At 58.0% G+C, this 13,000-nt stretch carries 13 protein-coding genes; 12 read left to right on the top strand and 1 reads right to left on the bottom strand.

Annotated features, from left to right (window positions below):
* Positions 1-22 precede the first annotated feature (22 nt).
* Positions 23-1,039 carry an AraC family transcriptional regulator gene (locus P2T68_RS24765; RefSeq protein ID WP_014338774.1) on the bottom strand — a complete coding sequence of 339 codons (1,017 nt, stop codon included), beginning with the start codon at positions 1,037-1,039 and terminating at the stop codon, positions 23-25.
* Positions 1,040-1,349: 310 nt separating this feature from the next.
* Here P2T68_RS24765 and istA point away from each other — a divergent pair, with 310 nt between their 5' ends.
* From istA to P2T68_RS24825, 12 genes are all read left to right on the top strand, one after another.
* A complete protein-coding gene (gene istA, locus P2T68_RS24770; protein WP_102617438.1) occupies positions 1,350-2,864 on the top strand; it encodes an IS21 family transposase in 1,515 nt (504 codons plus the stop codon).
* A gap of 19 nt (positions 2,865-2,883) precedes the next feature.
* Positions 2,884-3,639: an IS21-like element ISPsy14 family helper ATPase IstB gene (gene istB / locus P2T68_RS24775; protein ID WP_057711072.1), complete on the top strand. Its 756-nt coding sequence runs from the start codon at positions 2,884-2,886 to the stop codon at positions 3,637-3,639.
* A 110-nt stretch (positions 3,640-3,749) separates the two neighbouring features.
* Positions 3,750-4,934, top strand: coding sequence for an acetyl-CoA C-acyltransferase family protein (locus P2T68_RS24780; RefSeq protein WP_014338773.1), 1,185 nt, complete (start codon positions 3,750-3,752; stop codon positions 4,932-4,934).
* A gap of 13 nt (positions 4,935-4,947) precedes the next feature.
* A complete protein-coding gene (locus P2T68_RS24785) occupies positions 4,948-5,799 on the top strand; it encodes a 3-hydroxybutyryl-CoA dehydrogenase (protein WP_014338772.1) in 852 nt (283 codons plus the stop codon).
* Positions 5,786-6,466 carry a TetR/AcrR family transcriptional regulator gene (locus P2T68_RS24790; RefSeq protein ID WP_080569988.1) on the top strand — a complete coding sequence of 227 codons (681 nt, stop codon included), beginning with the start codon at positions 5,786-5,788 and terminating at the stop codon, positions 6,464-6,466. The genes P2T68_RS24785 and P2T68_RS24790 overlap by 14 nt, the downstream gene beginning before the upstream one ends.
* Positions 6,467-7,124: 658 nt before the next feature.
* Complete coding sequence (locus P2T68_RS24795; RefSeq protein WP_277378429.1) at positions 7,125-7,559, top strand: hypothetical protein; 435 nt, start codon at positions 7,125-7,127, stop codon at positions 7,557-7,559.
* Positions 7,560-7,596: 37 nt separating this feature from the next.
* Positions 7,597-8,625, top strand: coding sequence for an IS30 family transposase (locus P2T68_RS24800; RefSeq protein WP_019818564.1), 1,029 nt, complete (start codon positions 7,597-7,599; stop codon positions 8,623-8,625).
* Positions 8,626-9,021: 396 nt separating this feature from the next.
* Positions 9,022-9,249: an AlpA family transcriptional regulator gene (locus P2T68_RS24805; protein WP_034113396.1), complete on the top strand. Its 228-nt coding sequence runs from the start codon at positions 9,022-9,024 to the stop codon at positions 9,247-9,249.
* A 182-nt stretch (positions 9,250-9,431) separates the two neighbouring features.
* A complete protein-coding gene (locus tag P2T68_RS24810) occupies positions 9,432-9,641 on the top strand; it encodes a hypothetical protein (protein ID WP_034113398.1) in 210 nt (69 codons plus the stop codon).
* Between the two features lie 14 nt (positions 9,642-9,655).
* On the top strand, positions 9,656-11,227 hold the full coding sequence (locus P2T68_RS24815) for a ParB family protein (protein ID WP_126587196.1): 1,572 nt from the start codon (positions 9,656-9,658) through the stop codon (positions 11,225-11,227).
* Positions 11,224-11,772 (top strand): DUF2857 domain-containing protein, encoded by a 549-nt coding sequence (locus P2T68_RS24820; protein WP_126587195.1) that lies wholly within the window; start codon positions 11,224-11,226, stop codon positions 11,770-11,772. The genes P2T68_RS24815 and P2T68_RS24820 overlap by 4 nt, the downstream gene beginning before the upstream one ends.
* Entirely contained in the window at positions 11,769-12,956 is a 1,188-nt protein-coding gene (locus P2T68_RS24825; RefSeq protein WP_126587194.1) for an STY4528 family pathogenicity island replication protein, read from the top strand. Before P2T68_RS24820 ends, P2T68_RS24825 begins: the two co-directional genes overlap by 4 nt.
* Positions 12,957-13,000 lie beyond the last annotated feature (44 nt).

Consider the following 13,000-nt stretch of genomic DNA (forward strand, 5'->3'; position numbering starts at 1 on the left):
CATGCCGGCCAAGGCGCATGGCTCATTCAGAACGAACCCGAAACCGCGCCCGATATCGCCCCGGACTCTCCCCCGTCCACTTCTTGAACGCCCGATGAAACGCACTCGACTCCTGAAATCCCAACTGCTCGGCAATCTCGCTGATGTTCGCCTTGCTCTGGCGCAACCATTCAAACGCCAGCGCGCGCCGCACTTCATCTTTGATTTCCTGATACGAACAACCTTCACGTCCTAACTTCCGGCGAAACGTGCTGGGACTCAGGTGCTGCTCCAGGGCGAAGGCCTGCAAGGTCGGCCATTCGCTGTAATGGCTGTGGCGCAGGCGTTGATGAACCTGCGACGCCAGCCCATGTTGGTTGCGAAAGCGGATCACCAGCCATTGCGGTGCGGTGCGCAAAAAAACTTTCAGCGAGGCAAGGTCTTGGACTACGGGCAAGCGCAGGTAATGACTGGCGAACTCGATTTCGGTGCGCTCGGCACCAAAGGTCAAGTTGGCTCCCCAAAGCAACGCATCATCACGCAACGACAAGCGCTGATGACGAAAGTCTGCCCGATCGATAGGAATGCGTCGCCCGCCCAGCCAGCACAGCAGACTGATCATCAACACCAGGAACGTTTCTTCTCCCAACCGGCTGACCTCACTGTCCTGCGAACCGCTCTGCAAGCTGATCACCGCACGTTTGCCACGCACAGTTAGCGTGCCGCGATAATCACCTAGGAACAGGGCAAAATTGGCCAGGCACTGACGCATGGCTTTCTCCAACGTCGGCTCCTGAATCAATGCCCTACATATCAAGGCAAAACTGCCCGGCGGCATGCCATGGGCGTCCAATTGAAAAAACTCGTCGTTCAGCTCACGAATCTGCACCAGCCACAACGCGGCGAAGGCCTTGGCCGGTACCCGTGCTGTCGGTTGACCCAGCAATGCCGGATCGATGCCCACCTGTTCCAGTATTGAACGCAGACGCTGCGGTTTCTCACGCAGCGCATGGATCATGGGGAACATGAAGTAAGCCGCCACCGAATCCGTTTCCCGCATTTGAATGCCTCTCTCACATCTGAATATGGCAAAAAACGCCATCACCCTTGAACAGTTCTGGCATAGGCCAGTGGCGCTGCTGATTCTAAACTCGTGTCCAACATAAAAGACCTGCTTAGAGGGCAACATTGCGGATTCCACGGGCATCCGGCCACCCATTCCATGAACATCCGGCCACTGATTCCACGATGATCCGGCCACCCATTCCACGGCCATCCGGCCACCCACAAGGCAGGCAGCAACGCAGGATTAATTCACTACCATCGACCTCTTTTATCGAAGCAGAGAGGTCGTCGTGGAGCGGTTATCCATGCGTAAAATTAAGGAAGTGCTACGTCTCAAGTTTGAGGTCGGCCTATCTGCTCGCCAGATCGCTGTCAGCTTGCAGGTGGGTCGCGCAACTATCGGTGAGTACCTCAATCGCTTTGCTGCCAGCGGGCTGACTTGGCCGTGTGCGGCGAGCGAGGCGCAGTTGCAGCAGCGTCTTTTTCCGCCACCACCCGACGTCCCCAGCGATCAACGTCCGATGCCGGACTGGACTCATGTCCACGCAGAGTTGCGCCGCCCCGGCGTAACCCTGGCCCTGCTTTGGCAAGAATATCGACTGGCGCACCCGCAAGGCTTCCAGTACAGCTGGTTCTGCGAGCACTACCGGCTCTGGGCCGCCAAGGTCGACGTGGTCATGCGCCAGGAACATCGCGCCGGCGAAAAGCTGTTCGTCGATTACGCGGGTCAGACCGTGCCGATCATCGACCGGCGAACCGGAGAGATCCGCCAGGCCCAGATATTCGTCGCCGTCCTCGGCGCCTCCAGCTACACCTTCGCCGAGGCGACCTGGTCGCAGAAACTGCCCGACTGGCTGGGCTCGCACGCCCGCTGTTTTGCTTTTTTCGGCGGCACCGCACAGATCCTGGTGCCCGACAATCTGCGCAGTGGCGTGACCAAGGCGCATCGCTACGAGCCGGATATCAACCCCAGTTACCGCGATCTCGCCGAGCATTACGGCGTAGCCGTGCTGCCCGCGCGCTCGCGTAAACCCAGGGACAAAGCCAAGGTTGAAGTCGGCGTACAGGTCGTCGAGCGGTGGATACTGGCGGTGCTGCGCAACCGCCAGTTCTTCTCCTTGGGCGAACTCAACACAGCCATCGCGTTGCTGCTGGATCGCCTCAATCAGAAGCCCTTCAAGAAACTGCCCGGCTCACGCCGCTCGGCCTTCGAGACCATCGACCAACCCGCGCTGCAACCGCTACCAGAACATCCATATGTCTACGCCGAATGGAAAAAGGTGCGAGTCCACATCGACTACCACGTCGAAGTCGACGGCCATTTTTACTCCGTGCCGTACCAACTGGTGAAACACCAACTCGAAGTACGCCTGACCGCGCAGACCGTCGAGTGCTTCCACGCCAACCAGCGCGTGGCCAGCCATCTGCGCTCGCCGCACAAAGGCCGCCACACTACCCACACCGAGCACATGCCCAAAAGTCACCGCGAACACGCCGAGTGGACGCCCCAGCGGCTGATCCGCTGGGCTGAGCAGACGGGCCCGAATACGGCCGGTGTCATCGCCTACATCCTCGAACGCCGAATCCATCCGCAGCATGGCTTCCGCGCCTGCCTGGGCATCCTGCGCTTGAGCAAACAGCACGGCGAAGAGCGGCTGGAAGCCGCTTGCCAACGTGCGCTGGCCCTAGGCGCATGCAGTTACAAGAGCCTCGAATCGATCCTGCGCCAAGGCCTGGAACGGCTACCTCTTGCCCAGCAAAACCTGCCGTTACTGCCCGATGAACATATCAATCTGCGCGGCCCTGGCTACTACCACTGACTGAAAAAGGAGCACGAACATGCTGCCTAACCCGACCCTCGACAAGCTGCAAATCCTACGCCTGCACGGCATGATCAAGGCGCTTGGCGAACAACACGCAACGCCCGACATCAACGATCTCAGCTTCGACGAACGCCTCGGCCTGATGGTCGACCGCGAGCTGACCGAGCGCGAAGACGCCCGCCTGACGACTCGCCTCAAAGCCGCACGACTGCGCCATAACGCCTGCCTGGAAGACATCGATTACCGCAGCCCTCGTGGCCTGGACAAGGCGCTGATCCTGCAACTGGGTAGCGGTCAGTGGCTGCGCGATGGCCTGAACCTGATCATCGGCGGGCCGACGGGCGTAGGCAAAACCTGGCTCGCCTGCGCGCTGGCTCATAAAGCTTGCCGCGACGGTTACAGCGTGCGCTATCTGCGCCTGCCGCGCTTGATGGAAGAACTGGGCCTGGCACACGGCGACGGCCGCTTCGCCAAGCTAATGGCCGGCTACGCCAAGACCGACCTGCTGATCCTGGATGACTGGGGCTTGGCGCCGTTTACCGCTGCTCAGCGGCGCGACATGCTTGAACTGCTGGACGACCGCTACGGCAACCGCTCGACGCTGGTGACTAGCCAGATGCCGGTGGACAAATGGCACGCACTGATCGGCGATCCGACCTTGGGCGATGCGATCCTCGACCGGCTGGTACATAACGCTTATCGGATCGAACTGAAGGGCGAATCGATGCGCAGGCGCGCAACGAAATTGACGGCGACAGAGACTTCAGACTAACAATGCAAACCTGCGTCGCTGCGCTCCGACTGCCCGGCCGGATGAGCGTGGAATAGGTGGCCGGATGTTGGTGGGCTGGGTGGCCGGATGGCGTGGAATGCGCAGGCAACATGAAGCATTCCGATATTTTTGTCGTGAGCGCCGTCCGTTCTGCCATTGGCAGCTTTGGCGGCTCGCTCAAGGACGTGCCGCCTATTGACTTGGCAACCGAGGTTTCCCGCGCCGCTATCGAACGGTCAGGCCTGGCGCCCGAACACATCGGCCATGCGGTGATGGGACATGTGATCCCGACCGAGGCACGTGATGCCTACATCTCTCGGGCTGTCGCAATGAATGCCGGCCTGACGAAAGAAACCCCCGCCTTCAACGTCAACCGCCTTTGCGGTTCGGGTCTCCAGGCCATTGTCAGTGCCGCGCAAAGCTTGATGCTCGGAGACGCGGGTGCTGCGCTGGCCGGTGGCGTCGAGTCCATGAGCCGGGGGGCGTATTTGTTGCCGCAGGCGCGCTGGGGGGCACGAATGGGCAACGTGCTGGCCATCGACTATATGCTTGGGGTATTACAGGACCCATTTGCCGGTTTCCATATGGGTATCACTGCTGAAAATATCGCCGAGCACTATGGCATCACGCGTCAGACCCAGGATGAACTGGCGCTTCTGAGCCAGCAGCGGGCTGCCCGGGCGATTGCCGAAGGGCGTTTTTCCGGGCAAATCGTGCCGATCGAAGTCGCGACCCGCAAAGGGCCTGTTTCGTTTGCGACGGATGAGCACGTACGGGCCGAGGTCGACGCCGAGCAATTGAGTCGCATGAAGCCGGCCTTCAAGAAGGATGGCAGCGTCACCGCTGGCAACGCGTCTGGCCTCAATGATGGTGCCGGCGCACTGATCCTGGCCACGGGCCAGACTGTTCACGAACAAGGCCTCAAGCCCCTGGCGCGACTGGTAGGTTATGCCCACGCCGGCGTTGAACCTTCGATGATGGGGTTGGGACCGATTCCCGCCACCCGCCTGGTGCTCGAACGTGCCGGCCTGAGCGTCGCCGACCTCGATGTAATCGAGGCCAACGAAGCCTTTGCCGCCCAGGCCTGTGCCGTAGCGCAAGAACTGGGCTTCGATCCGCAGAAGGTCAACCCCAACGGGTCGGGCATCTCGCTGGGCCATCCTGTGGGCGCCACTGGCGCGATCATTGCCACCAAAGCCATTCACGAACTGCATCGCTGTCAAGGCCGTTATGCCCTGGCGACCATGTGTATTGGCGGCGGCCAAGGCATCGCCGTGTTGTTCGAACGGGTTTGATAAGGAAATACGCATGACTCTTCAGAATATAGGCGTCATCGGCGCCGGCACCATGGGCAATGGCATCGCGCAGGTCTGCGCCCTGGCTGGTTTCAATGTGACCTTGATTGACATATCCGAGGGTGCCTTGCAAAAGGCAGTCGCAACCGTCAATAAAAACCTTGATCGACAGGTTTCCAAAAACACCCTGACACATGAGCAAAAGCTCGCGGCTCTCGACAGGATACGCACCAGTACTGAATACCACAGCCTGCAAAACGCGCAACTGGTGATCGAGGCCGCCACCGAAAACCTCGACCTGAAACTGCGCGTGCTACAACAAATCGCCGCGCAGGTCAGCGCCGAATGTGTAATCGCCTCCAATACCTCATCGCTGTCCATTACCCAATTAGCTGCCAGTGTGAGCCGGCCTGAACGCTTCATCGGCCTGCACTTTTTTAACCCAGTGCCGGTAATGGGCCTGATCGAAGTGATACGCGGTCTGCAAACCAGCGATGCTACCCGTGCCCTGGCGCTGGAAATGGCATCCACGCTCGGCAAGACCGCGATCACCGCTGCCAACCGTCCGGGTTTCGTGGTCAACCGGATCCTGGTGCCAATGATCAATGAAGCAATCCTGGTGCTTCAGGAAGGCTTGGCCAGCGCCGAAGATATCGACGTGGGCATGCGCCTGGGCTGCAACCAGCCAATCGGCCCGCTGGCGCTGGCGGACCTGATCGGCCTGGATACCCTACTCGCTATCCTTGAAGCGTTCTACGATGGTTTCAACGACAGCAAATACCGCCCCGCGCCACTGCTCAAGGAGATGGTTGCCGCCGGTTACCTGGGACGCAAAACAGGGCGTGGCTTCCATGCCTATGCCTGAGCGTTGCTCGCGCTTCGCCGAGTATCGGGACAAGGTGCTGGAGCTTTTTGCCAGCAAAGGGTTCGGTCAGGTCGGCATGCGAGAGCTTGCCACGTGCCTGGGGCTGTCCCCAGGCTCGCTGTATCACCACTACCCCAGCAAACAACACTTGCTGCTCGACCTGATCGAAGAATTTTACGAAGAGCTGCTGGCAACCCTGGCGCGCATCAAGCAAACGGCTACGACAAAACGCGACAGGCTCAAGCCATTGATCCGCGCCCACCAGGATCTACATCGGGAGATGCCTTGGCATTTTCGCCTGGTGGAGCGTGACAGCGGTTGTTTGAATGAAGAACAGCAAGAACGGGTCCGACAACTTCGCGAACAGTACGAACGCCAACTGCTAATGATGCTCGGTGTCCGCTCCCGACTCAGTGAACAGGGCCGAGCCGTCGGTCATGCCATTGCCACGCTGCTTAACAGCGCGCCCGGTTGGCTGACGCACTATTCGCTGGAGGAACGAGAGCACGATAGTCTGATAGAAAACCTGGTGAGTGGCGCCATCGAGAGGTCGCTGGCATCTGGCAATAAGCCTGGCCTTGGTTTCAAAAAACACCCCCAGGAAACTCATACCCCCGCCGCAGTCCAGAAAACTTATTCGGAGCTCCACTGCAGGAAGACATCGTAGCAGAGGGCAGTTGTTGGGAGCAGGCGCGGCTCCTGTGAACACTGCCCTAGTCTGCACTCGTTTCAAAAACTCCCCTCGATACTAGCAGGCGCAGATCCCCGATGCCCCCTCTCCCAAACATGTGAATCAATTGATCGGCGTAACGAACCGATATTTGAATCCGAACGGCTCGCGCCGCGGAAACGCCTAGCGAAACACTTTTGCTACTTACAGTGGGGTGGTTATGCCCGCAAATCTGCTAAAAGAACAACCGAACGTTGCGTACCGAGCTATGGGCGAAGACTATATTCATCGAACGTATGTAGCTCAACGCTGCAAGAAAGCCAACTGGCTATGATCAGGTAACAAACGCATCAATCGTTACCAACATCAATAGTTGAAATTCTTACTATTTTTTTCTCATGCCCCCATGATGGTCCGAACACTACAATAGTGGCCAGGAACGGACCGTACGTACCTGGGGATAGTATAAAGTTTTTAATCTATTGACACCGGGGCTGGACGAAAGAAAAATGATGGATTCGACGTATAATTTATTCTAGGAGTCCATGATTTACAGGAATAGGAGGTTCCTTCGGTGTACATATCTCAAAGCTGTAACCCACTGGCACAGGTATTCTATCGCCCCATCGATGCAGCAATACGTTGGTGCAACTTAATGGCCTACGAGACGCAGATTCTCGAGGTAGCCTGGCGATCACCTACCATGCTCAGGTCTGCCTTCCCACAATGGCCATGTCTGTACGCAAACACTGAGAAAATTTTCGATGCTATTCGTCATGGAGAACTTCCCTACGGCTGCCTCGGCATACAGGTAGCCATTGGGACTCGCGTCGAGTGCACTCAAGTAACCATCCGCCACACTGATCTTAAACTTTGGATGTCTCGCTTTCACCCTGAACAAAAGCCAGCTTTCCTTTTCGATCAACCATTGAACCAGAACGGAACAATCAGCATTGGTACCTACTTGGCTCTACAAGCCGATCGTGATGCTTTGCAACTACAGGTGAGGAGTACAGAAACAGCTTATCAACAACTGTTGAGTGAACTTGAAGCTGTCGGTTTGGAAAAGGAGGGCGGCCGCGAAAACTGAGTGCAACACCTGACCTTTCCGGTACGGTGCTGCCCCTATGTCCTATTCCGAACTCAGCGTCGAAGAGCGCGCCATCATTCAACTCAGTCAAGCTCAAGGCTTCAGCCTGCGCGGCATTGCTCGCCTGATTGACAGGTCGCCCTCGACCATCAGCCGAGAGCTGAAGCGCAATCGAGGCAGTAGTGGTGCTTACTCGGCCCGCTGCGCCCAGCAACAGATGAACATTCGGCGCCAGGTTTGTCGCCCCAAGCGCAAGCTTGTGCCGGGCAGCGAGCGCTTCGAACTGGTGGCCCACATGCTGCGTAAGCGTTTGTCTCCCGAGCAGATTGCCGGCAAGCTGCGCAGCATGACCATACCCAACCTCAGAGATGCCTACGTCTGTCGTGAGACGATCTATAACGCGATCTATGCCTTGCCGGTCGGCGAGTTGCGCAAGGAGCTGATCGTCTGCCTGCGCCAAGGCAAGACGACGCGCCGGCCGCGCTCTGGTGGCGTGGATCGGCGCGGCCAGATCCCTGAGATGGTCAGCATTCATGTTCGCCCGCCAGAGATCGAAGACCGGCTGATGCCGGGGCATTGGGAGGGCGACCTGATCAAGGGTAAGGCCAACGCCTCGTCGGTAGGCACGTTGGTGGAGCGCACCAGTGGCTACCTGATGCTGATGAAGATGAACGACGCAACGGCGACCTCGGCGATGGAGGGCTTCAGTGCAGCGCTCAACAGCATGCCGCTGGCGATGCGCAAGAGCATGACCTACGACCAGGGCCGGGAGATGGCGCGGCATGCTGAAATCACCCAGCAGACAGGGGTCGCTATTTACTTCTGCGACCCGCACAGCCCCTGGCAGCGCGGTAGCAACGAAAACATCAACGGCCTGATCCGCCAGTACCTGCCCAAGGGGACTGACTTGTCGGTACACAGTCAAGAGCAATTGAATGCCATCGCCTTGGAGCTGAATATGCGCCCCCGTAAACGCTTCGATTTCAAGTGCCCGATCGAAGTCATGGGCGAGGTGATGCAGGAAGCCATGGCTATGCGGCATCATGCTCCAGCTTCAAATCAATAACCGTGTTGCACTCAGCTTCTGCAACCGCCGAGAACATCGAGCATCTCATCAAAATTAACGGCAAAGTAAGCGACCGAAGTGAGGCCACTTACCTCCACATCATCGGAGCGATGCTCAGTCTACTGCTCGGTCACTCTCCCTCAGGAAAACCTCATTCAGTTTTCCGTTCCCAAGCCGCCATTGTCGACGCACTGACCGCCCATTATGACAAGCTGCCAGGCATATCCAAGCGAAATCTGGATGAGAAATTTGCTGCTGCCAAACGCAGCCTCTCGGAGCGCTAGGGCAGATTGCGCTGCAATCGCTGTAGTTGCAGCGCAATGACGCCAACCCGTTTCAACGATTCAATTCAGGTCACGTCTTATCACGCGCCAATCGACGCCAGGAGTGACCATTATGTCCAGCCAGTCCTTCCCCATCGCTAAGCATCAACCACAAGTCGAACGCCATATTATGCGGCGTGAAGAGGTGGAGCAAAAAACCGGCTTCAAGCGCGCGCACATTTACAGCTTGATGAAGGAGGGCAAATTCCCACAAGCCAAGCGCATTGGATTGCGTGCTGTGGGATGGGACTCAATGGAGATCGAGCGATGGGTCACCGATCGCTTGGCGCAGCAGCGCTGATGTTACGCGCGAGGTGTCGGTGGCTTCCACTAAAGGTGGAACAGGTAAACCCACGGTTGCCGTCAACCTCGATAGCCACGTGTGAGGAGGCTCAATGAAACGAATTACCAAGCGGGTGTTTCTCGCCCGGCCATATTGTTTGACCGGCCTCGACGCCAATAGCATTGGCAAGGATCTCTTCGATGTTAGATAAACTACCCATCGTCGTTCAGCCATCCGATTGGCTGCCCCCTCCGCCGTCCGAAGAGTATTGCACCGTGGTATTTCACCTGCAGGGCGGACGCTCTACCATGGGATCGTTCCTAACAGAACTTTCCAGTCACTTCGAAGATGCGCGGACTCTCAAGATCGTCAAATTCGAGGTCGGTGACCATTTGCGCAACCGGCGCTAACTGAGACTATTCAAATGAAGAAGCTCAGTCAGGAGGAGGTCGCCGACAAACTGCACCAGAACCATTTTCCTCGAGGTCCAGAACTGGAGCGACTCTCCGATCCGGTCGTCGACACTCCCATGCTGGTCACACTGGAGCAGTTACGACCCTACGAACACAACCCACGCTTCATCCGTAATCCGCTTTTTGACGATATTAAAGCCTCCATCCGTGAACGCGGGCTGGATCAACCACCGCCGATTACCCGCCGCCCGGGTGGGACCTATTTCATTATCCGCAACGGCGGTAATACGCGGTTGGCAATTCTCGGCGAGCTGTGGCAGGAAACCCGCGACGAGCGCTTCTTTCGCATTCATTGTCTGTTTCGGCCTTGGAGCAATGAAGTCACCACCCTGCTCGGCCATCTGGCCGAAAGCGATCTGCACGGTCAACTCACCTTCATCGAACGGGCTCTGGCGGTGGCCAAACTCAAAACCATGATCGAATCAGACGGAGCGACACTCTCGCAACGTGAGCTGGCGCGACGTATTGCCGCTGGGGGTTACCCAATTTCACAGTCGCACATCAGCCGGATGCTCGACACCCTCGAACATCTCCTGCCCGCCATTCCACAGACCCTGTATGCCGGATTGGGTAAACCCAAAATTGAACGCTTGATCGCTCTGCGTAGCCAGGCTGAACGAACCTGGAATCGTTACCCAACCGACATCATTTCGTTCCCCGAGTTTTGGCTCGACACCTTGGGGCAATTTGATGCCGATCCCGAATCTTTCCACCTTGAGCAAATCAAGGATGAACTGCTCGAACGCATGAGCCGCCTACTCGGCCAGTCCTACCGCATGTTGGCCTTGGAGTTGAGCTCCACACAACGGCCTGGCGTTGTCAGCACTTCCTTAGAGAACAGCCATCTGCCAAGCATTGATGAAGCCGCAGCAGGACCTCCCTCCTCCGAGTCCCGCCCCCCATCAACTGAAACCGGAACCCGGGCCGAAACAGCGCCAGAGGAGCAGCTCACGCTGCCCGAAACGAATGTCGCATCAGCAGTCAGCCCTCGGTCACGTGTCCAACAAATTCGCGAACAGATTGAACGCGACACTGCCCCCGAACCAGCACCGACCGTCGAAACCTGCATGATCGACGACCTCTGGATCATCGCACCAACACTGGATACCCCCGAGCAGCTGCGTTTAGCCATTGCTGGGCTGGCTCGGGAACTGGCGACCTATGCCGGGTATCCCGAGAGCGTCAGCGATCAGCAGCGCGACTTGGGCTTCGCCCTGAACATCGACCAACTTGATCTTGCAGCGCCCCGCGCGACCGGCGTTCACCTATTGCTCTTGGCCCTGCTGCGTGCACAAGACGAAGTGAACTGGGAGGATCGCAAGCAATTGCCCTCAGCCCTTTTCGGGCAACTGCTATTGGGGGTCTATCAACTCCCGCTGGCCGATCGTCCCGCCGTGGACGTAGGACTGGAGCGACTGCCCGACTATCTGTTAATCAAACTGTATCGCCTCATTCGCTTAGCCCGGCGTCTGATCGACTTGACGCTTACTCCTGAAGACGATTCACCAAGGGAGCTGCCATGAACCTGTCCTTCAATGTGCTCAACCAGGCCATGCTGACTCAAGTCCTTCACGAGTTGCGCCTGGGTAATCTGCAACGCTGCAAAGCACTCGGACTGGGTGAAGACGACATCTACCTGTTGCAATCCTTACCGCCCAGCACACTGTCACGTCTGGCCCATGCCACCGTCCCCTGGGTTGAGGTCAAGATTGATTCGCCGGTGCTGCATCGATTGATCGACCAGGCCGAACGCGACGAACAGAACGAGCGCCTGATCAACCGAGCGCTCAAGCTCGGTGCCAGCAGTACCATCATGTATCAGCACTTCGGCTTGGCGCATTCGGAAACCGCCCTGCGCCGACGTCTGCTCAAGATAGAAACCCGTAAGGGCCGTCCTCAGAACTTGAGCGAAGCGCAGGAACATGCGCTCTGGCAGCGTTGGTGCCAACTACGGGCTGAGGACGGTGCTGAGGATCAGCTCGACGCCATGATGATGTTGGCAGAGGAGCAACAGATCAGCTTGACCATCGTTTGGCAGCAGATCGACCATTACAGCAACGGAACATGAACACTGCCCCTTCCAGTCGCTGGCAGCGTGTTCTGCAGCAATGCACCCAGCAATTAAGTGAACGTTGGCCCTCACGCCCAACCACTGAGCATCCTTCCAACCAGGCCCTGCAGGCGGGCTTTTTGTTCAGTGGCCAATCTCTCGAAGTCGTGCCGCGTCGACTGCTGCTGGATAGTCGGCTAACGCCATTGGAACGGAATGCCTGGCAAGTATTTCGACTCATGCTGCAAGGCCAGGGCGTGGTCACGCCGCGCTATGAAGATCTGCAACCTTACTTGTCGAGCGTGCCCTACGGTGCGTCAGCCTCTCGTGAAACCATCGCTCGCGTTTTGACGATGCTCCGGCTGACCCGCTGGCTCAGCTTGGTAAGTCATGGCCGCGATCAGCTCAGCGGGCGCCTACAAGGTTCTCTGTACATCCTGCACGATGAACCGTTAACCCCCGCCGAAGCCATGGAGCTGGATCAGGATTACCTGGAGCTGGTCGGACACGCCCTCGATCATGCAACCAAGGCTGTGCGAATTGTCGCTCGGCATGTTTTGGAAGAAATTCGTCAGGACACCGATATCGATTTGGGTCGGCTCCCCACCCGGCTCGACAGTTGGGGCGACCATTGGACAAAACAAGGATTGGATAAGGCGCCCGATGAAGCGCTGCACGATTCCGAACTGGGTGGCGACCACCTCGTTCGGAATCGTGCGGGACCCGGTTCGGATTCCGAACCGGGTCCGAGCGCCAATGTTTCCGGCAGCGTTCGGAATCCGAACGCTGCCTGTACTGTATTAAAAGAAAGTATTAGTACGGTACCGCGCGCGACCCCAGCGGTGGATAACCTGCACTGGCCTGATCCGCTGCACCTCAGTCCGAGCGAGCGACAGGCCGTCACCGTGGCGCTGAACAAGCTTAAGCCAGCGGATCGGCAGGCAGTGCTCAACGAAGCGGGCGCGCGATGTGCGGCAGGCAGCGTCCGCAAACCGGCGGCGTATCTGATGGGTCTTATTCAGCGAGCGCTGAAAGGCGATTTCCGCCCTTGGGCAGGTCAGGCTGAATCGTTACCCATTGCAGAACCGCCACCCGCTCCCCCGCGCCAACTTAGGAAAAAGGGCGAACCCGCCTCTGCCCTCGCCCAAGCGTGCCTGGATGAACTGCGCCAGCTGCGTAGCAAACGCGGTGGACGTCAGTAGATTTGATGCCACTGGCATCACTGACGAGCGTCTCGAAATCAACC

Source organism: Pseudomonas sp. G11 (genome assembly GCF_029457515.1).
GTDB lineage: Bacteria > Pseudomonadota > Gammaproteobacteria > Pseudomonadales > Pseudomonadaceae > Aquipseudomonas > Aquipseudomonas gorinensis.